This window comes from Sphingobium sp. TomMM15 (assembly GCF_055397045.1).
Window position 1 is genome coordinate 114,255 of record NZ_AP027316.1, and the last position, 23,113, is coordinate 137,367.

Annotated in this window: 21 protein-coding genes and 1 pseudogene; 11 read left to right on the plus strand and 11 right to left on the minus strand. The window is 63.0% G+C overall.

Features of this window, described 5'->3' with window-relative positions:
• Nucleotides 1–9: 9 nt before the first annotated feature.
• Together ACZ51H_RS17530 and ACZ51H_RS17535 are read right to left on the minus strand one after the other, a co-directional pair.
• Nucleotides 10–993, minus strand: coding sequence for a zinc-dependent alcohol dehydrogenase (locus tag ACZ51H_RS17530; RefSeq protein WP_464803681.1), 984 nt, complete (start codon nt 991–993; stop codon nt 10–12).
• Nucleotides 994–1,508: 515 nt separating this feature from the next.
• Entirely contained in the window at nt 1,509–1,853 is a 345-nt protein-coding gene (locus ACZ51H_RS17535; protein WP_464803708.1) for a VOC family protein, read from the minus strand.
• Between ACZ51H_RS17535 and ACZ51H_RS17540 the strand changes: the two genes are divergently transcribed.
• Complete coding sequence (locus ACZ51H_RS17540) at nt 1,758–1,994, plus strand: hypothetical protein (RefSeq protein WP_464803682.1); 237 nt, start codon at nt 1,758–1,760, stop codon at nt 1,992–1,994. The two genes, ACZ51H_RS17535 and ACZ51H_RS17540, sit on opposite strands and share 96 nt — an antisense overlap.
• Before the next feature lie 82 nt (nt 1,995–2,076).
• On the opposite strand, the gene ACZ51H_RS17545 is transcribed toward ACZ51H_RS17540, so the two are convergent.
• Complete coding sequence (locus ACZ51H_RS17545; RefSeq protein ID WP_464803683.1) at nt 2,077–3,495, minus strand: GH1 family beta-glucosidase; 1,419 nt, start codon at nt 3,493–3,495, stop codon at nt 2,077–2,079.
• A 130-nt stretch (nt 3,496–3,625) separates the two neighbouring features.
• Here ACZ51H_RS17545 and ACZ51H_RS17550 point away from each other — a divergent pair, with 130 nt between their 5' ends.
• Together ACZ51H_RS17550 and ACZ51H_RS17555 are read left to right on the plus strand one after the other, a co-directional pair.
• Nucleotides 3,626–3,946, plus strand: a complete 321-nt coding sequence (locus tag ACZ51H_RS17550; protein WP_464803684.1) for a hypothetical protein — start codon at nt 3,626–3,628, stop codon at nt 3,944–3,946.
• Nucleotides 3,947–4,043: 97 nt separating this feature from the next.
• Nucleotides 4,044–4,688, plus strand: coding sequence for a TetR/AcrR family transcriptional regulator (locus ACZ51H_RS17555; RefSeq protein WP_464803685.1), 645 nt, complete (start codon nt 4,044–4,046; stop codon nt 4,686–4,688).
• 10 nt (nt 4,689–4,698) lie between these two features.
• Here the strand turns inward: ACZ51H_RS17555 and ACZ51H_RS17560 are convergent, their stop codons facing one another.
• Genes ACZ51H_RS17560 through ACZ51H_RS17580 form a run of 5 tightly spaced genes read right to left on the minus strand, consistent with a single transcriptional unit; the run spans nt 4,699 to nt 12,434 of the window.
• Nucleotides 4,699–5,619, minus strand: a complete 921-nt coding sequence (locus tag ACZ51H_RS17560) for a ThuA domain-containing protein (protein ID WP_464803686.1) — start codon at nt 5,617–5,619, stop codon at nt 4,699–4,701.
• Between the two features lie 30 nt (nt 5,620–5,649).
• Complete coding sequence (galA, locus tag ACZ51H_RS17565) at nt 5,650–8,517, minus strand: beta-galactosidase GalA (protein ID WP_464803687.1); 2,868 nt, start codon at nt 8,515–8,517, stop codon at nt 5,650–5,652.
• A gap of 13 nt (nt 8,518–8,530) precedes the next feature.
• On the minus strand, nt 8,531–10,048 hold the full coding sequence (locus tag ACZ51H_RS17570) for a GH39 family glycosyl hydrolase (RefSeq protein WP_464803688.1): 1,518 nt from the start codon (nt 10,046–10,048) through the stop codon (nt 8,531–8,533).
• A 32-nt stretch (nt 10,049–10,080) separates the two neighbouring features.
• The gene (locus tag ACZ51H_RS17575) at nt 10,081–10,854 is read right to left on the minus strand and encodes a glycoside hydrolase family 3 C-terminal domain-containing protein (RefSeq protein ID WP_464803709.1); all 774 of its coding nucleotides are present in this window, start codon (nt 10,852–10,854) and stop codon (nt 10,081–10,083) included.
• Nucleotides 10,737–12,434, minus strand: coding sequence for a glycoside hydrolase family 3 protein (locus ACZ51H_RS17580; protein ID WP_464803689.1), 1,698 nt, complete (start codon nt 12,432–12,434; stop codon nt 10,737–10,739). Before ACZ51H_RS17580 ends, ACZ51H_RS17575 begins: the two co-directional genes overlap by 118 nt.
• A gap of 351 nt (nt 12,435–12,785) precedes the next feature.
• Between ACZ51H_RS17580 and ACZ51H_RS17585 the strand changes: the two genes are divergently transcribed.
• The 7 genes and pseudogenes from ACZ51H_RS17585 (at nt 12,786) to ACZ51H_RS17615 (ending at nt 17,212) form a co-directional block, all read left to right on the plus strand.
• Nucleotides 12,786–13,325 (plus strand): alpha/beta hydrolase fold domain-containing protein, encoded by a 540-nt coding sequence (locus ACZ51H_RS17585; RefSeq protein ID WP_464803690.1) that lies wholly within the window; start codon nt 12,786–12,788, stop codon nt 13,323–13,325.
• 227 nt (nt 13,326–13,552) lie between these two features.
• Nucleotides 13,553–14,434: pseudogene (gene gluP, locus ACZ51H_RS17590) on the plus strand (glucose/galactose MFS transporter); the annotation flags it as partial.
• Nucleotides 14,431–15,294, plus strand: a complete 864-nt coding sequence (locus ACZ51H_RS17595; RefSeq protein WP_464803691.1) for an SMP-30/gluconolactonase/LRE family protein — start codon at nt 14,431–14,433, stop codon at nt 15,292–15,294. The pseudogene gluP and the gene ACZ51H_RS17595, both read left to right, overlap by 4 nt.
• Complete coding sequence (locus ACZ51H_RS17600; RefSeq protein WP_464803692.1) at nt 15,291–16,184, plus strand: 2-dehydro-3-deoxygalactonokinase; 894 nt, start codon at nt 15,291–15,293, stop codon at nt 16,182–16,184. Before ACZ51H_RS17595 ends, ACZ51H_RS17600 begins: the two co-directional genes overlap by 4 nt.
• The gene (locus ACZ51H_RS17605) at nt 16,174–16,824 is read left to right on the plus strand and encodes a 2-dehydro-3-deoxy-6-phosphogalactonate aldolase (protein WP_464803693.1); all 651 of its coding nucleotides are present in this window, start codon (nt 16,174–16,176) and stop codon (nt 16,822–16,824) included. Before ACZ51H_RS17600 ends, ACZ51H_RS17605 begins: the two co-directional genes overlap by 11 nt.
• An 8-nt stretch (nt 16,825–16,832) precedes the next feature.
• Entirely contained in the window at nt 16,833–16,964 is a 132-nt protein-coding gene (locus ACZ51H_RS17610) for a hypothetical protein (RefSeq protein WP_464803694.1), read from the plus strand.
• A complete protein-coding gene (locus tag ACZ51H_RS17615; protein ID WP_464803695.1) occupies nt 16,961–17,212 on the plus strand; it encodes a hypothetical protein in 252 nt (83 codons plus the stop codon). Before ACZ51H_RS17610 ends, ACZ51H_RS17615 begins: the two co-directional genes overlap by 4 nt.
• A 134-nt stretch (nt 17,213–17,346) precedes the next feature.
• On the opposite strand, the gene ACZ51H_RS17620 is transcribed toward ACZ51H_RS17615, so the two are convergent.
• Entirely contained in the window at nt 17,347–17,580 is a 234-nt protein-coding gene (locus ACZ51H_RS17620; protein ID WP_464803696.1) for a type II toxin-antitoxin system Phd/YefM family antitoxin, read from the minus strand.
• A gap of 67 nt (nt 17,581–17,647) precedes the next feature.
• Nucleotides 17,648–18,880, minus strand: coding sequence for an integrase (locus ACZ51H_RS17625; protein ID WP_464803697.1), 1,233 nt, complete (start codon nt 18,878–18,880; stop codon nt 17,648–17,650).
• A 207-nt stretch (nt 18,881–19,087) separates the two neighbouring features.
• On the opposite strand from ACZ51H_RS17625, the gene ACZ51H_RS17630 reads away from it, so the two are divergent.
• Nucleotides 19,088–20,116 carry a hypothetical protein gene (locus ACZ51H_RS17630; RefSeq protein WP_464803698.1) on the plus strand — a complete coding sequence of 343 codons (1,029 nt, stop codon included), beginning with the start codon at nt 19,088–19,090 and terminating at the stop codon, nt 20,114–20,116.
• 1,627 nt (nt 20,117–21,743) lie between these two features.
• Here the strand turns inward: ACZ51H_RS17630 and ACZ51H_RS17635 are convergent.
• Entirely contained in the window at nt 21,744–23,087 is a 1,344-nt protein-coding gene (locus tag ACZ51H_RS17635; RefSeq protein ID WP_464803699.1) for a replication initiator protein A, read from the minus strand.
• Nucleotides 23,088–23,113: the final 26 nt, after the last annotated feature.

Sequence of the window (23,113 nt, forward strand, 5' to 3'; positions counted from 1 at the left end):
AACCGGCCTTCACGCGAAAGTGACGATAACCTTTGCCGACCGTTCCGTATCCGACGCGATGCGGAATGCTTCCTCCACCTGTTCAAAACCGATCCGGTGACTGATGAGCGGCTCGACGTCGATCGCGCTTTCGGCCAGCATGGCCAGGCACTCGTTGAACTCGTCGGCTCGGTCAGTGGCGATGGACCCCGTAATACTGAATTCGTTGGCCATCATCTTCCACAGGTTGACCGGCATCGGCTTTTTGTGAAGCGCGACGACCACGATCCGCGCGCGGAACTTGGCGACATCGAGCAGTTCCTCGAGCGCCTTGGCCGATCCGGCGGCGTCGATGATGATGTCGCTGCCGACAAACGGCATGCCGAAGCGGTCACCGGTGCCGTGCGCTTCGCCGACACGCGCCGCAAGCGGCTCGCGCGATGGATTGATCGTCACCCGTGCGCCAAGTTGGCGGGCGCGTTCCAGTCGTGCGTCCGACAAGTCGGCGATGACGATATCGTCGATGCCGCGGTGGCGCAGGCAAATGATTGTGCACAACCCGATCGGTCCGGCACCCAGGATGACGACCTTCTCGCCGGCCTTGGCCTGGCCGATATTCACGCCGTGCAGGCCGACTGACAACGGCTCCGCCAGCGCGGCCTTCTCCAGGGACAGCGAATCGGGAATAGGGCAGATGTCGATCCCTAACTGCGCCTGCGGGATCAGGATGAACGGCGCGAAGGCGCCCGTCGGACCGCCGCCTCCAATGACCCCGACATCCGGGTTAACTGCGCAACGCTGACCCGGGGCAATCCCCTGCACCTCAGAGCCCGCACGTTCGACCACGCCCGCAAACTCATGGCCAATCGGCAGCGGCTCCGTCAATTCGCCGCCGCCGCCCAGGCCGCCGCCTGTTACATAGCCGAGATCGCTACCGCACACGCCAATTGCGCCGACGCGGACCAGCACATCTCGTGGACCGACTTCCGGCACTGCGACTTCATCAAGCCGCATATCGTTGACGCCGTGGACTTGGAGGAGGGGCATTGTTAGCGGAATTTCAACATCATGGCCCGATCCTACAGTGGTAATGATGTTCATCGCCCGCTCTCCTGCTGCCACTTTGATTTTGCGACGTTCGTAGACCGGTTGGTCTCCCAGTCAAGTGAGAAGCGGTGCATAGCGTACCGTGCCCGGCTGAATTGCCCGGCACCGCCAGGATGATGCGCGCGTCCCTGCTTTATGCCGATGAGCCGAGAACCTATTCTTAGCTAAGGTTGTTGGCGCTGCGGTCATCAATTGCGGATCTTCGCGCAACGGCTTTTCGCGTTGAACGGTATCCGCGGAGCTCAGCATCTTCGCGGTCGACATTTGCCGCCGCCTGATGGAGCCTCGCGGGAGAAGCTTTCCAATGCTGATCTCGCACTTTACAGAAGCCGCGCTCCACCCATGGCGCGGACGCGTCCTGGCAGGGACCTACCGCTCAGGCGGCTGGGACAAAACCCTTATAGGTCCACCAGTTCCGTGGCTCAAACGTCCAGCCAGTTTCGCACGGGATCCTCACCTCGCCAGCTGCGTGCCACGTTCCGGAACTTAGCATAGCGTTCATGCACATCGGAGGGCGCGGCCAGCATCTCCAGTATCGAACCCGGGCCGCCGCCAGTGTCAACATAAGCGAAGCGCGCAGGGCCGAACTGCCCATCCTGGAGCAGGGGGGCACCGTTGTCCGCGCAAACGCGTAACGCTTCGTCCATATCATCGACGAGGATGCACGTGTGATGCAGACCATTGCCCGCGCGCCATTCGGTGTAAATGGACGGCGCGTCGTTGCGCTGATGGATCAGCTCAACCTGGATATCGTCCCAGTAAGCGATGCGGACGTCGTATACTGCCTCGCAAGGTATGCTGCGGTAGTGGAAATGGTCCGCCCCGGCTTGGCTGTTGTTAAGGACGAAGTGAGGGTCAGTAACCGGGAAGCTGAAGATATCGTTACCGAGCCCGGCGCACGCGTGTAGCGACCTAAATCCGAGTAGCGAGGATCTTGCGATTGATATTCGATGTTCCGCGCCCTTTTAGAGGCTATATGTGTCTCCATGCTCAGACGACCGCGTTGCGGCGAATGACTTCCCGATACCAGGTGGCGCTCAGCTTGGGGATGCGCTGCTGGGTGGCATAGTCGACATAGTGAATCCCGAAGCGCTTGCTATAGCCGTCAGCCCACTCGAAATTGTCGAGCAGACTCCACAGGAAATAGCCCTTTAAGGGGTAACCCTCGCGGGTCGCCCGACCCAGTTGCGTGAGATAATTGCGCAGGAACATCACACGATCGATGTCGTTCACCTGCCCATTCACCAATGTGTCGTCTGCCGAGCACCCATTTTCGGATATATAAAGCGCGCGGGGCTTCCACAGATCGGATGCGAGACGCACTGCCCAATAACCTGCCTCCGGGCCGACCAGCAACCATGGCAGCGACATGCGCGGGAAGGAACGCGGCGTGGTGACCACGGCGTAGCCGCGCTTGGTGTCCGGCGCGGCCTTCACATAGGTGGGCGCATAAACATTGAGCGCGAGGAAATCGAGGGGGCTCCCGATCAGCGCCATGTCGCCATCTGCGATTTTCGGAGGGCGCGCCGTTGGAAGTAGCAATTCCTCAGGATACTGCCCCTCCATGATCGTCGTCAGATAAGGACCGTTCATCAATCGCATAGCGCGCTTGGCAGCCTCGACATGTTCGGGCGTATCGATGACAGGCACTGGCGACATCGGGTTCTCGGCAAACCCAATCTGTACGGGACGCTTGGCCTGCGCGCGGATGGCACGCACGGCCATCCCGTGGGCCAGCAGGGCGTGATGCCCGACTTGATGCACTTCCTGTAGCGGCAGCCGCAGTCCGGGAGCGTGCAGCCCGCCGAGATAACCGCCATCCACGAACGAACGGAACTCGTTCATCGTGATGAAGTGGTCTACCCGGTCGGACAGCTGCTCGGCCATATAGCCCGCATAATCGGCGAAGGCCTGGGCCGTGTCGCACGACTGCCAGCCGCCGGGCAGCGCTGTGGGCAGGTCCCAATGGTAGAGCGTGACGTGGGGCTCGATCCCGTTTTCCAGCAGGTTGTCGACGACCCGATTGTAATGATCGACACCCTTGCGGTTCGGCTTGCCCCGACCCTTGGGGAAGATGCGCGGCCAGGCGATCGACAAGCGGTAGGCGTTGGCCCCAAGACCCTTGAGCAGCTGCGTATCTTCGCGATAGCGGTGATAGCTGTCGCTGGCGACATCGCCGGTGTCGTTGTTGGCGATCTTGCCGGGAGTATGGGAGAAAGCGTCCCAAATGGATTCGCCACGCCCGTCCTCTTTGACCGCGCCTTCGATCTGATAGGCCGAAGTGGCGCTTCCCCAACGGAAGCCCTCGGGAAAGCGCACATCGGGGGGCGCGGCTGAGGCCGATTCCGGTAGCAGGCCCAGTAAAGCACCAGTGCCGACTGCCGCTCCGAAGCTACGCCGTGTAATCATGCCATCCCTCCACCACGCCGCTAGGCGTGCAATAATTGCGATTTTCCGCTGTAGTCGCGGATAACTACATCCTTGTAATTTGGACGCGATCGTCCAATATGGCAAGAGAGTTGAAGAGAGGAAATCGACTATGCGTATTTTGTCGCTCGCCCTATTGCTATCGTTAGCGGCCACGCCCGCCGTTGCCCAGACGCCTGCGGCCCCGGCAAGGGCCCCCGCCGCTGCGACCGCACCGAAATATACCAGCGCCGCGACCGATATCGGTACGCTACTGGACGATCCCGCTGCCAAGGCGATTCTGGAAAAGCACATTCCCGGCATGACCACCAATGATCAGGTTGATATGGCCCGCGCCATGACGCTGAAGGATATCCAGCAATATTCGCCGGACGACATTACCGATGTGAAATTAGCGGCAATCGACGCGGATTTGGCGAAGCTGTCGAAATAAGCCGAACACGGCCCGCTATCGCACGTCTCGCGCGCTTAAGACCTTTGGCCTGCCTGTTTCGTTGCATCGCGCTGAAGCCCGTTCCAAAGCGATGTCGATGACTGATCGCAAAGAAGGAAATGCGGGGCGACGTGGCAGGCCAAGTCTTGCCCGTGCAGCTGCAATCGAACGGGCAATCCTTTCGGCGGCGGGAGACCTGTTCCTGCGCGAGGGGTTCGACCTTGTGACGATGGAGAACATCGCCGCCGCCGCCGCTCTTTCCAAGACGACGCTCTATTCGCGCTACCCATCAAAAGAGTCGCTGCTCGATGCGGTCATTCGCGATCGTATCGCGCAGTGGTCTTCGATCGCGAGCAAACGTGATCATATGATGCCTGACGATATGAATGGTCGGATGCGCCATCACGCCTGCACCATCGCGCGTACGGCACGGCTGCCGGAGGTACAGGCTTTCATCCGCCTGATTCAGGGCAATGGCGAACGCTTCCCGCACCTGTTGCAGGCCATGCACGAAGCGGGCTATCTCTACATCGTCGATTTCGTCCGTCGGGATATGGAGGCCACCGCTGCACGAGAAGGTCGGCCACTGCGCGATGCGGATGATCTCGCCCGTCATTTCGTCAGTGCGATCAGTGGATGGATGTTGCAGGAAAGCGCCGGGGGCGAGATCAGCGAGGCCAGGGCCGACGCAGCGGCATTGCGCTGCGCCGAACTCTTGCTGGCTGCCCGCGACGTCTGGTAGCATTGGAGGATCAACCCCCGTGGGGAACCTCTTTGCCCTTTTTGCACCGCGAACCTTCGATGCCCGCCGCCCACGCGATAGCGCCAGCGATCATCTCGATGTGCGCCCGCTCAGCATAAGCCGATGCAGGATGGCCCAGCGCCGAGTAGAACGCCCGTCCGTCGCCAACGCAATGCAGCCAGATCATCGGATGATCGGCGCCCATCGCGATATCGGTGCCGCGTCCGACCGGTAGGAACTTCATCGCCGGGCTGTAGCTGCGCTCGTCGATCCGCGCGAGAATATGATAGCCCTTTGCGCGCGGGCTGGCGGCAAAGCTGTACCATTCGTCGGTCCGCACCCATGTTGGGCCTAGATGCCGCGTCGCTGGATGGGTCCGGTCCTCGACAACCAATGTCGCGCGCTGAAATTGCGGCCCCATCGTGTGACGCGTGAACTGCGCACCGATCAGATCGTCGACATACCATTTCCACGCATAGTCAGGATCGCCGCCCGACCCGTGAAGTCCGACGAAGCCGCCGCCGGCCTCCAGCCATTGCTGGAACGCGGCGCGCTGCTCAGGGGTGAGCACATCGCCGCTCACGCTGTTCCACACCACCGCCTTGAAACGGCGCAACTGCGCAGGATTGAACACCGCCGCATTCTCCGTGACGACGCTGCCCCAGCCTCGCTGGCGCGCGATCTGCGTAAGTGCGCGATTGGCCGCTTGGATCTGCGGGGCGTCCCGAAACCCGTTGGTCTTGGAGAAGATAAGGATCGACGTTGCCGCCGATATCGGCGGAAGGAGAGGGGGCGTCGTATCGTAGCTCCGGCCGACACCCAGCACCAATCTACCGAAATTGGCCGGGCCGACGCCGTACATGAACAACCCGGCCAACAGCACGACTCCGAACAGCATCAGCGCCCCGGTCCATTTAAGAAACCGCCACATATTCACCCCTCCTTCGGTCGTCGATGTTTGTTATAATTGACGCGCCTCAACGAACACCGGCCCGGACAGGCCGATCGCAGCGCCCGTCGACGTCTTGAGAACAAGCCCGACCGATATATCTCCCTTGCCCGGCGGCACCGTGACGTCGAGCGCGCCAGGCGCTGCATCCGCCTTGCGCGCGACGATTGCGCCGTCCACCAGAATTTCGCCGCTGCCTGAAATGCCGGCGAACTTCAGCGTCGCCCCGGCACCCATCGCATCGCTCCTCGCGATCCGCGTGGCCACGACCACAAAGCCATCCCCTGCGGCAGCGGGCGGTCGCTCGCCGGCGATCACCGCATCCCAACTGTTCATGTCATTGTCGGCAAGGTCAGGAATGGTCCGCGGGCGTTCGCGCATCACGGGCGACTGTCGCCAGCCATAGACGGCCTGGCGCGCGGACGGCGGCAGCGACTGACGAATTGCGGCGGGGCGCACGGTCAGGCTCGCCAGAGCCGGGCGCAATCCCTCACTCCGCGCGGTCAGGGTCAGCTTGCCCGTACTCCCGCGATCGCTCTGGACAATCACCTGCGCCAATCCGTTGAACAGGCTTACGCGATTACCCTTTGACGGGGCGGTCGAGGTCTGGTCACCATTGCCGACACCGATGATGCGGCCACCGCCGATTACCACATCCACCGCCATGTTCGCGGTTGGCACCGGGCGGCCCTTCGCATCGACCGCCTCGATCGTGACCGGCTGTGCGTCTACGCCATCGCCAGCGAGTTCTTGCCGGTCCGGCGTCAACCGCAGGCGCACTGCTGCGCCCGTCGTCTCCACCTTTGCCGTGGCGACGGGACGACCATCCTTCCAGCCGCGCGCTTCCAGCGTGCCGGGCTGATAGGGCACGTCGAATGCGATCATGTCATAGGGATCTGGCTTGCCCTCGCCAACGAGCTTGCCATTACAACGCAGTTCCACGCGGTCGAGATTGGTCGCCAGCATGACCTTGATCGGCTGGCCCTCGCGGCCCACCCAGTTCCAGTGCGGCAATATGTCGAGCAGCGGGCGATCCTTCACCCACATCGCCCGCCGCAGATAGAAAGCCGCCTTGGGGAATCCGCACAGATCGACGATGCCGAAATAGCTGACGTTCGCCGGCCATTTATGCGGCGTCGGCTCGCCATGATAATCGAACCCGGTCCAGGCAAAGCCGCCGGCCAGATATGGCCGAGTCTCGATCACTTTCCAGCCTTCGCGCTGAGTCAGGCCCCAACCCGCACGCTGCGTGTCGTCACTCGATGCGATCTTGCGCGCCTTGTCCGTTTCCCACGCCCCGCGCGTCATGAAGGCGCTGGTGTCCTCCGAACTGAGCATGGGTATCGTCGGATTGGCGGCATGGAAGCGGTCGTAGGAGGTGTGCTGATAGTTGAAGCCGACGACATCCACCGCCTGCGCGACATTGACCGGCGTGAACATGCCGTTGCTCATGGCCGCGGTGACAGGACGGCTGTCGTCCAGCGCCTTTACCGCCGCAGTGGCGCGGCGGACCATTTCATAGCCCACCGGCGTGCCCTGGAACGGTTCTTCGTTGAACACCGACCACAGGATGATGCTGGGATGATTACGGTCGCGCTGGACCAGCCATTGGAGCTGTTCGATATAGTCCGGGCTGACGTTGAAGTTGCGATTCTCGTCCATGACCAGCATCCCCAGCCGATCGCAGGCGTCGAGAAGCGCAGCGTCGGGTGCGCCGTGCGAGCAGCGGATGGCGTTGCAGCCCATCGCCTTCATTTGGCGCACGCGCCATTCCACCAGCGCGGGCGGCACCGCTACGCCGACCCCGGCATGATCCTGGTGCAGGCACACGCCCTTGATCTTGGTGGCCACGTCATTGAGGAAAAAGCCGCTCGCCGCATCGAACCGGATCGTGCGGAAGCCGCATGGCGTCACTCGTTCGTCCACCACCTTGCCACCCCGCAGCAGGCGTGTGCGCACGCTGTAGAGGTTCGGCGTCTCGATCGACCAGAGCAGCGGGCTGATCCCGGCGATCTCCGCCCGCACGACGCTGCGTTCCAGCGGCACGGCGTGCGCGCTGCCCCGCGCCGACGCCACGGTCGCGCCATCGGGATCGATCAGATCGACCGACACCTCCATTGGTGCTGCCTGCTTCTCGATCGAATAGAGCGTCACCTTGACCGGCACGCGCCATTGACCGTCAGCCCCCTTGCGCGGGTCGGCATGAACGCCGTCGGTGACGATACTGACCGGCGCGCGGTCCACCAGCCATACGTCGCGATAGATGCCCGCGCCTTCATACCACCAGCCCTCCGCCGTGTCCGCATCGACCCGCACCGCCAGGATGTTGGGCTTGTCGCCGAACAGCGCCATGGCGGTAATGTCGATGGAAAAGCCATTATAGCCCGACCAGTTGTGCGCCACCGGCGTCCCGTTGAACCAGATGGTCGCGTTGGTGGCGATGGCGCCGAACTGGATCTCGATATAGCGCCCGGCCAGCGCCGGATCGAGGCTGATGGCGCGCCGATACCAGCCCAGCCCGCGCTTGCGATAGCCCTGCGCGATATTCTCCGTCTCGACCGGCGGAGCCTCCATCGCCCAGTCGTGCGGCAGGTCAAGGACGCGCCAGTCGGCATCACTGTAATTGACCGCGGCGGCACCGCGCGCACCCCCTGCCTTGGCGGCGACATAGCTTTCGGATTGCTGGCGCAGCGGTGGCGGCACGATGTCGCCGGGATGAAATCGCCAGCCGGCGTTGAGCGACGCCGCGCCATCGGCGGGGGGCTGTGTCCGAACACCTACCGGCTTCAAGCCGGATGCAGCCTTGCCAAAGGCTGGCCCGTTGAACATGCCAGCCACGGCGCTGCAGCCGAGCAACTGGAGAAGGGTACGCCGCTTCATATGTTACCGTCCTTCAGGATTCGAGTTCGATGAGCGCCACGCCTTCGGGCGGCAATTCGATCGTCAGCACGCCGTCCCGCCCCAGCCGACGCGTCTCGGGCGGAGCGAGTTCGGCCGCACGCCGGATTTGCTCGATCTCGGCCTGTTTCGGATATTGCGGTGAGCCAAGCTCGCGCCATTTGGGCAAGGGCGATCCGCGCGCCTGATCGACATAGCTGAGCTTGACCGACTTGCCCGCGCGTGCGCCGTGCAAGGCGACATCGATACGCTTGGTCGTTCCGGTCACCTTGCGCTCCGACGAGCGTCCCGGAATGCCTGAGGGTTGCTGCACTTCGGCCAGGTTCCACACCAGCGCGGCCACGCCCTTGTCGGTCCGGCTCGCCAAAGCGGGGCCGATTGCCGCCAGCCGCCGCTGCCCCAGCCGGTGCATAAGTTTGTAGGTATTGAAGGACGGCCGCGCGATGTTGCGCTGCGCCAGCATACCCCAGCCACTATCGCCCTCCCTAAGGATGAAATTGGGGATGTTGACCTCTTCGAACGCGTTACTCAGCGCCCATTGTGACATTGCATGACAATAGGGCAGGCAACTGCTGATGATGTGCGCAATCATCGCTGGACTGTCCGACGACCATTCGCTCAGCCACAATTCGGCGCCTTTGTACGCGGTGGCGTCGATCTGCGCGCGCACCTGCTTCATCGCGGCCGGGATAACCTCGCTGACCGGATATTTACCGGCCTGCCCAAACATTTCCTTCTGATCGTCGCCTGCGTAGATGTGGGTCGTCACGAAATCGACCGGCAGGCGCTCGCGCTCGCAAAAGCCGAGAAATTCGGGGATCCAGCCAACCGCCGCCGTCGAAGGCCCGCCGACGCGCAACATCGGGTCCACCGCCTTGATCGCCGCGGCAGTGGCCTTGTACATCGCAAAATAATCCTGCTGCGTGCCGCTATAGAACCAGCGCAGATTTGGCTCGTTCCAGACCTCGAAATACCATTGCCGGACTTCTGTTGCGCCATAGCGATCCAGCAGATGGCGCACGAAAACCTGCATGAAGGCGCCCCAGTCTTCCAGCGATTTGGGCGGCGTGATGTTGGCATCATAGGTGAAGGCGAGTTTGGTCGGCCCGCTCGCGAGCTTTTTCGGCATATAGCTAAGTTCGACGAACGGCTGTACGCCGCGATCGAGCAGGCCATCATAGACCGCATCGACATTCTGGAAATTGGGATCCTTGCCGTGCAGGCCGCCTGGCCACACGCCCATATCGTCGTTCAGGATGCCGTGGAACCGCACGCGTTCCAGGCCCGTTTCCTTGCGGAACCGATCGAGATCATGCCGCCATGCCTCACGCATCGTGATCGAAGCGCGATCGGACCCGGCACAACGCGACCAGACATGGTCCAGCGGCCCGATGTCGCGTCGCAGGTCGATGTCGACGCGCTCAACTAACGCCTGCCCCCACGCGTCCCCGGACGTGGCAGCGACGACACCTGCCGCTGCCCCTGCTCCGATGATTTCTCTCCGGTTCCACATTGTGGTCTCTCCCAATATCGCTGCCACGCCGTTCAGGCGGTCACGGTCAGCTTGGCTGTCTTCAGGTTGGCCGAACTATTTCCGGCGGAAATGGTGAAGCTGCCCGGCTCGACCACCCACTTCATATCGATGTCCCAGAAGGCGAGCGCATCGGGCGCCAGTGCGAAGCGCAGCGTCCGCCGCTCACCCGGCTTCAACGTGACGCGCTGAAAAGCCTTAAGCTCCAGCACCGGGCGGGGTACGGAACTCACATCGTCGCGAATATAGGTCTGCACCACCTCATCGCCCACGCGCGCGCCCGTATTGGCGACATCGACCTCGACCATGGCGGTCTCGCCGGGCATGATCTGTGCCTTGGCGAGGCGCGGTGCAGATATTTCGAAGCTGGTATAGCTAAGGCCGAAGCCGAACGGGAACAGCGGCGTCGACTTGCCCCCCACATACGCACGCGTCCGCGCGGACGGGTGCTGATTATAATAGACCGGCAACTCGCCCACCGATCGCGGGAATGTGACGGCCAGCTTGCCGCCCGGATTGACTTTGCCAAACAGGATGTCGGCAAAGGCGTTTCCGCCCTCCTGGCCGAGATACCAGCCTTCCACCAGCGCGTTGGCTTTCTCCGCCAGCCGGGTAACGGCCAGCGGACGGCCGTTGATGAACAAGGCGATGATAGGCTTGCCCGTGGCGATCATCGCCTCGACCAGTTTGTCCTGATCGCCGAACAGGCCAAGCGTGTTGCGATCTCCTGCCGCGACACGCGAGATCGCTTCGCGCGTGATTTCGGGGTGATCGCCGACGACCAGCAGGATCGCATCCGACCGCTGCGCCAACGCCACGGCTTCGGCGATGCGCGGATCATTCTCTGCCGGTTGGGGCTGAGATGCTGGCCGCTGGGATCGGGCTGTACGATGCGCACGCCTTCGGCATATTCGACCGTCATGTTGCGGCCAGCGGCAGCGCGCACGCCAGCCAGAATGCCGACCGCCCGGGAATTGACGCCCGAATAGCCACCGAACAGCGCCTCTTCCGCATTGGGGCCGATCACCGCCAGTTTCAGCTTCGCATCCGGGTTCAGCGGCAGCACGCCGTCATTCTTGAGCAGCACGATCGCCTTTTGCGCCACTGTCCGCGCCAACCGCACGCTGGCCGGTGCGTTCACCTGTCGCGGGGCGCGTGCCTTGTCCGTATAGGGATTTTCGAACAGGCCCGCCTCGAACTTGAGGGCGAGGATGCGCGAGACCGCGGCATCGATCTTCGCCTCCGATACCCGCCCGGCGCGGACCAGGGCGGGCAGTTGCTTGAACGCCTGGCCTTCGGGCAGTTCGGCATCGACGCCGGCATTGATCGCCAGGACCGCCGCGTCGGCGTCGTCTGCTGCGACATGATGGTCGCCGACAAGGTTGGTGACGCCGCCATAGTCGCTGAAATAAGCGCCGCGAAAGCCCAGTCGCTCACGCCCGGTCTTTTGCAACAATGCGATACTGGCGTGGGATGGAACGCCCTCTACCTCGTTATAGGATGGCATGATGATCGCCGGGTCGGCCGCCTTGATGACTTGGTCGAACGGCACAAGATAGGCTTCGCGCACCATGCGCTCGCTCATGTCAGACGGCTCAGTGTTGATGCTGCCCTGCGGGGTGCCATGAATGAAATGCTTCAGCGTGGCAAAGACCTTGTCCGGGGCGATCGGACGCGAATGCCCCTGCTGCCCGCGCACCGCCGCGATGCCCATTTGCCCGACGAGATAGGGATCCTCGCCGAAAAACTCCTCGACTCGCCCAAAGCGGGGATCGCGCGCGAGATCGAGGACGGGACTTAACGCGACCGTCCCCCCTCGCAACCGCGTTTCCCGCCCGGCCAGGGCGAAGGCCTGCTCGACCAGGTCCGGGTCCCATGGACTGCCCAAGCCCGGCGGAATGGGAAAAACAGTGGCGTCCCGCGCCTTCAGCCCGTGCGCCGTCTCTTCATGGAAAAGCGCAGGGATGCCGAGCCGCGTCTTTTCCACCAGGAAACGCTGCACCGTGTTGACGAAGTCGATCGTCTCTTCCGATGTGCGGTACTGATCTTTGGAGAAGCGCGTCAGGCCGATCGTGTCGCTGGCCATGCCCAGCTGCCCGATGCCGTCGCCAATTGCCGCCTTAGCTTTGTCCGGCGAAAAAACGCCGGCATCATACAGGCGCTTTTTGTCCCACCAGATGCAGCGCATCTGCGCCACCTTCTCTTCCAGCGTCATGCGACCGAGAAGATCCCAAACCCGATCAGCAACAGGCGCCTGGCGATTCCGGTAAAGGTCGTCGCCAATGGGCTTCGCCCATAGAGAAGCAGGCAGCACCGCGACAGTCGACACGAGAAACGCGCGGCGTGTAACGCGGGGTAATGTGGCCATAAGGACCCTCTCGATCTTATAATGCAGCGAGCGAGATATCCGATCGCTCCCGAAAACCGCCCGCAGCCGCCCCGCAATACAGCGTGACATAAATTGGACGTTTTCGTTCATTATATTTTTATCCCTCCCTCTGTAAAGCTTGGATGTATAATTTCGCGGGACGCACCGTGGCCTGCTCTCCCCAAGGTCCATGTCACTGGCAAGTTGGTCCGTCAGAGGAGGGAGAGCGATGCGGCGAGGCTACTTCGCTCCGGTATCGATTGCCATCGACCCAAGCGGGGTTTCGCATCGCGAACTTGACGCTCACAATGGGGTCCCCGAATGGTATTCGTTGTATACAAGGAGGATGCCATGAAAGCGTTGGTCGTCGCGTTGATGCTTGCCGCGGGAATTTTATCTGGCGCCCCGGTCGCCGGCCAGATCCCCGCTCCTGCCTCGTTGAACACGGTGCCCATGCCTGCCACTGCCCTTGGCTTGAAGACCCTCCGCCTCTGGGACGGGCGAGCGCCACAAGCAACCAGCGACGAGCCTTATGAAATACCGACGCTTACGCTCTTCCAACCGCAGCCAGGCATGGCAAATGGTACGGTGATGATCGTTGCCCCCGGCGGCGGGTATATGACACTGGCCACGATATTGGAGGGACGCCAGGTTGCCGACTGGTTCACCTCTCGCGGGATCACCGCCTTCATATTGTCTTATCGCGTGGGTCCCAAGGCGCGACTCCCCATTCCGTTCCTCGATGGCGCACGGGCGGTGCGCTACGTCCGCGCTAACGCCGCGCGCTTCCGGATCAATTCGGATCGGATCGGCATGATCGGCTTTTCTGCGGGTGGCCATCTGACCGCAACGGTCGCAGGCAAGGCGGACTGGGAGCGCTGCGTCTCCTGATCCCGTCGAATGGGTAAGCAGCAAGCCGGATTTTGTGGCCCTCGGCTATCCATGGCTGGAGGGCATGGCGATAGGGCGCGACGGCAAGTCCCAATACTGCACGTTTCAGAGAACAGCCTGCGATCCGGCATTACCGGGAGCTTTCCACCCAGCTTTATCTATCACACCACCGCCGACAGCCTTGTTAGTGCTGATGGTATCGCCGCCTTCTACCGAGCGCTTATCGCCATCCGTATGTCGCGGTGATCGGCTCGCCGCTAACGGCGTCCTCACGCCTCAACCTGGTGCAAGCGTTCAATTCGCTGGGCACCATGCTGGCGCCCGCGTTCGGCGCCTATCTGATTCTGGGCCGGTCGGTCGGCGGCACGGCGCGCGGCGACCGGGTGCTGACCGCCGCCGAACGGCTGGCCGACGCGCATTCGGTGGTGCTGCCCTATGGCATCGTCGCGGCGGTGCTGGTGGTGCTGGCGCTCGTCATCGCGCGCTTCCCCCTGCCCGCGATGGGACAGGCGACCAGCCGCGTCGCCAAGGCGGAGCGGGACAATCATTCGCTCTGGCGACACCGCAACCTGATCTGGGGTATCCCCGCGATGATCTTCTACCTCCTCGCGGAGATCGGCGTCGCGAACCTGTTCGTCAATTTCGTCAGCCAGCCGGACGTCGCCAACCTGACGCATGAGGAGGCGGGCCGATACCTGACCTTCCTATGGGGCGGCATGATGATCGGCCGCTTCATCGGCGCCGGCATCATGCAGCGTGTAGCGGCGGAACGGGTGCTGGCCGCTGCCGCCGCGGGCGCGCTGGTCGTGATGCTCGTCGCGATCTTCGCGCATGGGCCGGTGGCCATGTGGGCGCTGATCTCGGTCGGTCTGTTCCACTCCATCATGTTCCCGACGATCTTCACGCTGGCCATCAAGGGGCTAGGTCCGCTGACCGAGGAGGGCTCGGGCCTGATGATAATGGCCATCGCGGGCGGCGCGCTGGTCGTGGTACAGGGCAGCCTGGCGGACAGTTTCGGGTTGCAGAAGAGCTTCCTGCTGACGGCGGTGTGCGAGCTGTTCGTGCTCTTCTACAGGCTCTGGGGCGCGCGCGTGACGACCGACGAATGAGCGTCGTTCCGCGACTGGTCTGGCCGACCCGAGCTTTGCTGGGCGAGGGGCCGACGTGGTCGCCTGCCAGCGGCACGCTCCATTATGTCGATATCAAAGGGGGGGCGATCCATCGCTATCATACCGCAACTGGCCAGCATGAGACGATGGCGGTCGACGGGCAACCCAGCTTCGTCGTGCCGGTGGAGGGGCGGCACATGCTCATCGGATCGGGCGATGGCCTCTTCCTCCTCGACCCCATGGGCGCCTGCGACCGACTGGCGACCATTGCCATGCCGCCGCGCAACCGCACCAATGACGCGACGGTCGATCGCTTTGGCCGCTTGTGGTTCGGAACCATGGACGACGGCGAGACGCAGCCGACCGGCGCCCTCCATTGCCTCGACCAGGGTGTCCTTCACCGGCTGGGCGGCGATGCAGTGGTGACGAATGGCCCGGCGATCAGCGCCGACGGCTGCACCCTTTATCATGTCGATTCCGTCGATCGCACGATCTGGCGCTATGCCGTGGAGGATGGCCCCTGCCTGGGGCCGCCCGAACTGTTCCTGCGGCTGGGGGAGGCGGACGGGCATCCCGATGGCATCGTCCTGGACAGCGAAGGCTGCTTGTGGGTCGCGCTGTGGGATGGATGGGGGGTGCAGCGTCATGCGCCCGATGGCAGCCTGATGTTGCGCATCGACCTGCCCTGCGCGCGCGTGACCAAGATCGCGTTCGGCGGCGAGGATTTGCGGACGGCCTATGTCACCACGGCCGGCCTCGATGCGGGCCAGCTCTCGGACCAGCCGCTGGCAGGCGGCCTGTTCGCCTTCGATGCGCCGGTGGCGGGGCTGCCGCTTCCGTCGGTCAGGCTGACCACATGAGCGGGCACGTCGCGGGCGACTGGGGAACCACAAGCCTCCGGATGTGGCGCATCCGGGACGGCGGGGTTATCGACCGGGTGGACGGGCCGGGCATCGGCGCGCTGGAGGAGGCGCCCGCCGCCGTTCTCGCCCGGCTGTTGCGCCCGTGGCGGGACGCGGAGTCGCCCGACCGGGTTTCCCTCCGCGGCATGGCGGGGTCGCGCACCGGCCTTCGCGAGGCGCCTTATGTCGCCTGTCCCGCGTCGCTCGACGACTGGCGGAGCGCGCAATTGCGCCTCGATCTCGACGGTCTGCCCATCCATATCGCGGCCGGCGTTCGCCTGGGCGAGCAGGATGTGATGCGCGGCGAGGAGACGCAGATATTCGGCGCCATCGCGCGCGATTCCTCGCTGGCCGAAGGCAAGCACTTGCTGCTGCTGCCCGGCACCCACAGCAAGTGGGCGTGGGTCGAGGACGGGACGATCACGGCGTTTCGGACATGGTTCACGGGTGAGATGTTCGCGCTGCTGCGGGACCGATCGTCGCTGCTCAACGCCGGCGCCGGCGCTGGTAACGCGGACGATCGGGAGGCCGGATGGGTGGAGGGCCTTGCCCGCTCGCGGACAGCGCCGGGCATCCTCGGCGCCGTCTTCGAAGCGCGGCCCGCGCAGCTCATGCGCGGGCGCAGCGCGACATGGGCGGCAAGCTTCCTGTCCGGCGTGCTGATCGGTTCGGAGATTGAGGAGGGGCGCAGGCACGCCGGCGGCCTGCCCGGTCGCGTGACGCTGGTCGGTGCGCCGGAACTGGCCGAACGCTATGCGCTCGCGCTGGCGGACCAGGTCGGCGACGTGGCGTCTATGGATGGCGAGGCTTGCGCCTTAGCGGGACTGGAGTTGCTGCATGACGATTGACGATCTTCTCGCCGCCGGCGCGCCGCCCGTCGTCGCCATCCTGCGCGGCCTGACCCCGGCGGAGGCGCACGGGGTAGCCGGCGCACTGGTCGATACCGGCATCCGCCTGATCGAGGTGCCGCTCAATTCCCCCGACCCGTTCGAGAGCATCGGGATCATCCAGCGCGCCTTTGGCGACCATGCCCTGATCGGTGCCGGGACGGTGCTGGCGATGGACGACGTGGACCGGCTCGCGGCCCTCGGCGCGCGGCTGATGGTGACGCCCAATATTGATCCGCCCCTAATAAGCCATGCCGTGGCGCGAGGGCTGGAGGTGATGCCGGGCTTTCTGACCCCGACCGAGGCGTTGGCGGCGATCCGCGCGGGCGTGCGGCGACTGAAGCTCTTTCCGGCGTCGGCGATGGGCGTTGACTATCTAAAGGCGGTCCGGGAGATACTGCCGCGCACCGTCCCCCTGTGGGCGGTGGGCGGCACCGGTGCTAACAATATCGGGCAATGGCTCGATGCCGGAGCCGAGGGTATCGGTGTTGGCGGCGCGCTCTACCGCCCGGGCGACGATGCCGCGATCGTCGGCACGCGCAGCCACGCGCTCGTCGAGGCGTGGCGGGCATGCCCGACTAGATCTCATCCGAGGCCGTGATCGTCGGCATGACCGAGAGCGCCGCGAGCGAACTGGGTCGCGACAATATCCGCGTCAACGCGATAGCGCCGGGCGGCGCGCAGAACCGGAGTTTAGCCCAGATCATGGCGGTAACCTCGCCGGGGCCAAGGAGCGCGTGAAAAGACCCAATTCATCGACGCGCAAATATATCTTGAGGACGAGTAATGGACTACCAGAGCCGCGGGCCGGCGAAACCATCGAACAGGTCTTCATTCGACGTCAGCATCATGTCCCAAGTCTGCGCCTGGGCGATCAAAAGCCGATCAAGCGTAGCCTTGTCGGAGATGGCTATCTCGCCGTCGATCCGCGCATGGCGGACCGTGATCGGCAGTGCGGCAAAGCCCTGATTGGCGATGATGGACCCTAAATCGCGGGCGAGAAGCGTCGCGTCCAGCAGTTTACCGATGCGATGTCTTGACGCGACCTACATGGCCGACGCCGCGCTGAGCGCGATATCACCGGCCAGCCACAAGATCAGCGCATAAGTGTCGAGCAGCAGTTTCACCCAAGTTTCCTACCGGCCCATTGGTCTCTAGGAAGCGGCTCGTCGAACCGCGCATCCATTGTGACCTTGCCCTTGAGCGCTCCGAACTGTTGGCATCCGCGCGGCTCCATTAGCACCAGACGCGCAACCGGGACATTGCCCCGTATGATGACGACATCACCATCCGCGAGCGCCTCGGCGATGACGCGACACAGGTTTGTCTTGGCATCGTGGACAGAAAACTGAGCCATGGTCACTTAGTTTAAAATATAGACTATCTCGCTCGTCAGAGCATGACGCTCTCCAAAGTCCAGATCGCTAGCCGATCTTCGCCATCAGCCGCCCAACAGCCCCCTGCTCTGCCGCCAGGTTCCGATTATAGCTAAGCGGCATGCGCGGCGATTTCCACCGTCCAGCATCCATGATGCCAGCGAGGTCCTCGCCACTGACAAACATGTCCTGCGTCAGTCCCACCCGCGTCGAATGCGCGCTGATTCCCTTGAGCAGACGCGTGACATCATCGACGGTCAAGTCTAGCAGCGCACGGCGATCGAACGCCTTGCGGATCATCGCCCGCCAGATCGGGCCGATCGAGCCGGGATGGAGAGCCCCCTCCCCCACGGTATATTCGGTTCGGGCCGGTACGGCGCGCTTGGGCAGCGTCTTGCACAGATCCCAGGCCTCGCGGCTCGAGATGCTTTCGATCCGTCGTCCCGGCACGGCTTTGCGCGCCTTGTAGCGCCGCACGTTCACGCGCCGAAACACCGGCCCCGCCTCGATACCGGCTGCCTCCAGCCATGCCGCGATCGCCCGAACAGTCCGGGGGCTGAGATAGGCGGTTGCCCCCTCCCCTTCCTGATCTGCCTTACTGCGGGGTATTTCCAGTAACCGCGCCTCGGGATCGAGGGCGTCCACAATATGCTCCACCGCGACCGCGACCAACTCGGAGGCGCGCAGCCCGGTGTCGTAGGCGGTGGAGAGCAGCGCGCGATCGCGCAGCCCCGGCAAATCGTCCCCGCAGCTCTCGAGCAACGCGCGAATGTTGAGCCCGCGCGCCTTGTCGCGCTCGACGTCGCGGACCGGGCCCTTGAACCGGAGCGGTCGCGCCTGCTTCTGCGCGGCCCCCTTCTCGCGACGCACCGCCTGCAGCCGCAGCTTGACCAATGGGGCCGGCGTCGGATCCTTCAGATCGAGCAGCTGGTGGATCTTGGCGATCGACGCCTTGTAGCGAGAGAGCGACGCGGGACGGCTCCCCTTCCCTGCCCGCGCGTCGAGATAGTCGGCCACGGTCTCGGCCGTCGCCGGCAGCGCGATACGGTTGGTGCGCCGGCACCAGCTGTCGAACGCCTCGACGTCGGATTTTAGCGCGCGGATGCTGTGCGGCGACGAGGCGGCCTGATAGGCGGCGATCAGCGCCTCGTTCACGGTGATGCGCTCGCCGGCGCGCATCTGCACGATCGCGAGGTCGGCCGAAGCCGTGACGGCCGGCAGGGCTACCTCAGCCGCCGCTTCAGCGGCTTTGTGCCCTTCCAAGGCGGTTTCGATGCCCACGATGCGTTACGCTCCTCAGCGGCGCTCGTAGCGCACCTTATAAAGAGGCGTCAAATCCGCTTATGTGATAACTGCAATTATCACGGGTGTAAGAAAGCGACGCCTCCAGCAGACTTTCTATTTCGTCATTTACGTTTAATTTTAGTCCGCGAACGCCAGCAATTAAAGCTTCCTCGGTGTGCGCATCAGCGGCATAAAGCAGACCCTATGGCCCCCTCCCCTGCCGCGCCCGACCTGCTCACCGCTTATGCTGCCGCCCAGGCCGCGCTCGCCCGCGTCGAGGAGCGCGGCAAGCTCAGCCCGGTCCGCGGGCCCTGGCGCACGCGGACCGCGCTGGCTGAGCGCCAAGCGCTCGCCGCCGCCGATGCGGTCGACTGGTCCGTAGACAATGTGAAGATCGATGCGCGCGGCCGGCTGGTACCCAGCGCCTATGACCTCACCCATTGGAAACAGGCAATCGGCGCGCCCATCACGCTCGCCACCTTGGCGCAGGATCCCGCCGCGCTGCTCGCCTGGCTCGGGGCCGATCAGCCCCGGGCGTACGACGCCTGGGCCGCGCCGCTCGAGCGCGATCCGGACGCGCGTCTCGCCGCGGTCGCGCGCTGGCAGCAAGCGTGCCGCGCCCTCCCCCCTGCCCCGCCCCTGCTCCACGCCGCGCGTCTGGCGGCGCTGTGGCGCCAGCACGCGCCGCTGGGCAAGGGCGACCGGGTCGCCAGCCTGCTGATCGGCGATCGCTGGGGCGCGGGCCGCTGGCGGGGCTCGCAGGGCGGGCTGACCGCGCTCGGGCTGCAGCATGGCGGGGCGGCATGGACAATCGCGCAGGGCGCCGCGCTCGATCGGCTCTGGCTTGAGGCGATTGCCGCGGGCGCCGCCGCGCATTGCGAAAGCGAGACCCGCCTACGCGGCTATGCCCAGCGCGCGGGCCAAGTGTTCGACCGCCGCCGCCGCTTGGGGCGCTTGAAGGAGGTGATCTGGTTGGCGATGGCGCGTCCGTTCGTGACCAGTGCGCAGGTCGCGCACGCGCTGGGGCTGACTTCGGCCGGCGCGATCAAGCTGCTGACGATCGCGGTCGATGAAGGGCTGCTGCTCGAACGCACGGGCCAGGCGAGCTATCGCTCTTACGCGATCCCCGTCACCGCCCCCTCCCCTACCCCTCGCCGTGGCCTGGTGGATCCGTTTGCGCCGGATTTTTGGGCGCGCGAGGGGGAAATGGAGGGCCGCTCAGAGCCTCTCTAGGCGGCAAATGCCGCCTTGGGTAGGGCACAGGTATCTGGAGCCGCCAAAAGCGCTGTACGGGCTTCTAAGGGGGTTTTTGGGGCATTTCATGGTTTGTTCTGTTTCGCCTTAGCCGCGGTGGCGCGACGGTCGGGAACGCACGCTCAGAATGCGGCGGGACTGGCGATGTCTAATGACAGGCAAGCGGAACCTGCGCGGCGGTAGCGTGCGGGATATAGGCCTTCGCGCCATTTTGCATGACATGCTGCCAGCTTTTATTATCGTCGCGCAAACGGAGGGCCCAGTCCGGCCACGCCCCTCCCCTGACGGTCTGGGATCTGATCGATCGTGCTTTTGAGCCCAATCACTAGAGCTCGGCGAAATGCCCATCAACGATCCGCCCGGGCTTCGTTAAACCGTCAAGTCCCCGGACGATGAGCTTGCGAGCATTCTCTCCATCGAACCACGCGGAATGCCTCGCGTGGTGCTTAGAAAGACGCCAGATTGTGCGAGGTGTGCTGAAACGCACTTAAGGGCCGCACTGGCGCTTACGACATTTTGACCAGTTCGGCGGATAGGATCCTTAGACATGGGCAAGATATGGCAATTGCTTTCCGCTATGCGACCGAATGCTCTCGCACCGCTTTGATGTTAGTTACCAAACCGAAAATGGCGTAAAGGCATCTGCCATCCATCTTTCTTTTTCAAAAAAAGGAAATCTCAGAATCCGCCGCAGGCGAAAACGTTAATGAGTTATACCTTAAAGTTAAAAGGTTACGGCTGTGCGGATCAGCTGAGAAAGTAATAAAGCTGGCGATTCGCGGACCGCCCAACGAATCTAATAACACGACGATCGTTGCCTGATACCACGACGCCGGGATTCTAATAACACGACAGCTTAGGCCTGATAGTACGACCGGCCTCTCAAAGGCCGTAAAAAGTGCCAGCGGGTAGGCTTGCCGTGTTCGATGTGTGGCGACGGTTAGCGTTTCGATTCGCATTTCAGCGATCAACCACAAACCGGCGATTCAGGTGTGACGCGACTTATGGGTGGGAGGCGTGTTATCGGGAATGTCATCCATCTGCGCCGTCGTGTTATTAAAAATCTAGTGGTAGCCCCGGAGCTATCCGGCCGCATAAGCCCTGCTCACTGTTGTCTCCGCTCGCTGCGGGCCGAATGCGAACTTCATTTACCCATTCGCCCGTTTAGCGCCGTGACCCGTCTAGGGGCTTTGGATCTGACGTGTTTTTAGAATCATTAGCCTACCCTTTCCGATTAGTTCTCTTGAGCGCCTCGTGGGTACTCCTGGGGCTAATGACGATAGCATGCGCCGCAGCACAAGGATTTCCGAAAACACGACAGATGGGCGTACCAAGCGGCCTCGGCGGCGAGTGATCGCCAGCGGACCAGGGGCGATGAAGTGCAGACCGGCGTCGTCCCTTCGTTCGGATCTAGGGCGCATTCAGTTTCTGGGAGTTGGCGCGGCTCGTCGATTGTGAAGTCTCGGTAGAGTGGTCCACGCCCACGAATGCACGTTTGGCCGGATCCGACTACATCGGCACAGCCGTTTCACAGGCAATCGTTGGGCAACTCACCGCAATCACAGAATAGGAAGAGGAGGCGCAGCCGGATTGACTGCGTGCAAGCTCAAAAGCCGGGTAAACTGTATTTATTGCGCTCGTGATGCTTTTTCATGAACCCATAAAAGCGTTTCGAATAATTTCTCGGCATCTCTTCGGGGTTACTATTTAGAAACGCATCGAACTGCTTGATGAGGACGTCCAGATCCCAGCCGGGGCATTCCGTTTTGATTGCCGCATAGATCTCCGGATCAAGAACCTCATGTGCCCGACCACCGCGGCGCCTCGGCGCAATTGCCGCAGCTGCGACGTAGCTCGGATCGTGGGGGTCGCCACTTGGGTGGGATGGGGCAACCTTTAGGCCGGAAATCGCGCGCTGAACAAGAGTGCGCGCCAGCTTGGGATCAACTAATTCCTCGCCTAGGTCTTCCGATGCCTGCTTAAAGCGTGGTTCGATGGGCGCAGGGCGGGCGGGACTCTTAGGTAAGCGGGCAGGGGAGGGGGGGGCGGTCCGTTTGCGGGACGCCACCTCCTGAGGACGGTCCAAATACCGCCGCATCACCATCTTGAGCTTGGGACGCGGTGTTTCGGCGCCGATCACCTCCAGGCTTATCTCTGGCAGACTATTTGCTCGCGCGAGTTCAAGAATTTTGTTCTTGAACGAGGGCAAGGAGCTTTCGCTGCCGCTCTTCTGATGCAGGGTCTCGAAGCCGATCGTAAAACCCTCCGCCCCGTTCCCACCGGCATGTTTACGGCTCGCCCGGTAAAGCCATTTGCCGAGACCGCTTGTGATCTCGAAATAGAGAGGAGAGATTGCGAGCACGTTTCGCCTATCCATCACCCCGTCAAAGAACCATTTCGACAACGTGATTTCCATCCCCAGCGATCGCTGTGTCCGCTCATCGACCAAGTGAGTATAGCTATCAATCCACGAGAAAGTTGTCTCGCGGGTTTTCGAGTTGGCACGAATGTTGGTCTTGATCGTGGTCGCCTGGAGTCGATCGAGGGCGCCGATAAGGCGCTCATATGCTCTTCCGCTGACTCCCCAGCAAATCCGTTTGAGAAGGTCGCCTGGTTGAAGCCGGATGGTTGGTGAGAGATCGTTCGCCCCGCGTTCGCGGAGCTCGTTCAGATGAGACGCAAGATAGATCATAATGTCTGCGTCCCAAATAGTCGCCATCCCGTATTCCGGGTTTGCAGACACGTGAACCGTGACCTGTTTATCTGGGCTCACATATTCAATTGGCTTTATCCGCTTTTTCTTAGAAAGACTAAAAAACGGCCGCTGCATTGTCTCCTGATAATCTCGCAACGAAATATCGCTGAAATCGGGCAGCGTGAAAAACATCTCAAATTGGACACGGCGGCCGCCTACGACCGTCGCGGTTGACGCGCTGGTTTGGTCCGTCATGCCTCGTCCCACGCGCGGGAGGAACT

Bases quoted from the DNA above. Each gene is read 5' to 3' on its own strand.
- ACZ51H_RS17530 (WP_464803681.1), bottom strand. From the start codon at position 993: ATGCGGCTTGATGAAGTCGCAGTGCCGGAAGTCGGTCCACGAGATGTG.
- ACZ51H_RS17540 (WP_464803682.1), top strand. From the start codon at position 1,758: ATGCAGACCATTGCCCGCGCGCCATTCGGTGTAAATGGACGGCGCGTC.
- ACZ51H_RS17555 (WP_464803685.1), top strand. From the start codon at position 4,044: ATGACTGATCGCAAAGAAGGAAATGCGGGGCGACGTGGCAGGCCAAGT.
- ACZ51H_RS17570 (WP_464803688.1), bottom strand. From the start codon at position 10,048: ATGTGGAACCGGAGAGAAATCATCGGAGCAGGGGCAGCGGCAGGTGTC.
- galA (WP_464803687.1), bottom strand. From the start codon at position 8,517: ATGAAGCGGCGTACCCTTCTCCAGTTGCTCGGCTGCAGCGCCGTGGCT.
- ACZ51H_RS17620 (WP_464803696.1), bottom strand. From the start codon at position 17,580: ATGGCTCAGTTTTCTGTCCACGATGCCAAGACAAACCTGTGTCGCGTC.
- ACZ51H_RS17595 (WP_464803691.1), top strand. From the start codon at position 14,431: ATGAGCGTCGTTCCGCGACTGGTCTGGCCGACCCGAGCTTTGCTGGGC.
- ACZ51H_RS17585 (WP_464803690.1), top strand. From the start codon at position 12,786: ATGAAAGCGTTGGTCGTCGCGTTGATGCTTGCCGCGGGAATTTTATCT.
- ACZ51H_RS17610 (WP_464803694.1), top strand. From the start codon at position 16,833: ATGACCGAGAGCGCCGCGAGCGAACTGGGTCGCGACAATATCCGCGTC.
- ACZ51H_RS17545 (WP_464803683.1), bottom strand. From the start codon at position 3,495: ATGATTACACGGCGTAGCTTCGGAGCGGCAGTCGGCACTGGTGCTTTA.
- ACZ51H_RS17560 (WP_464803686.1), bottom strand. From the start codon at position 5,619: ATGTGGCGGTTTCTTAAATGGACCGGGGCGCTGATGCTGTTCGGAGTC.
- ACZ51H_RS17605 (WP_464803693.1), top strand. From the start codon at position 16,174: ATGACGATTGACGATCTTCTCGCCGCCGGCGCGCCGCCCGTCGTCGCC.
- ACZ51H_RS17600 (WP_464803692.1), top strand. From the start codon at position 15,291: ATGAGCGGGCACGTCGCGGGCGACTGGGGAACCACAAGCCTCCGGATG.
- ACZ51H_RS17550 (WP_464803684.1), top strand. From the start codon at position 3,626: ATGCGTATTTTGTCGCTCGCCCTATTGCTATCGTTAGCGGCCACGCCC.
- ACZ51H_RS17580 (WP_464803689.1), bottom strand. From the start codon at position 12,434: ATGGCCACATTACCCCGCGTTACACGCCGCGCGTTTCTCGTGTCGACT.
- ACZ51H_RS17630 (WP_464803698.1), top strand. From the start codon at position 19,088: ATGGCCCCCTCCCCTGCCGCGCCCGACCTGCTCACCGCTTATGCTGCC.
- ACZ51H_RS17635 (WP_464803699.1), bottom strand. From the start codon at position 23,087: ATGACGGACCAAACCAGCGCGTCAACCGCGACGGTCGTAGGCGGCCGC.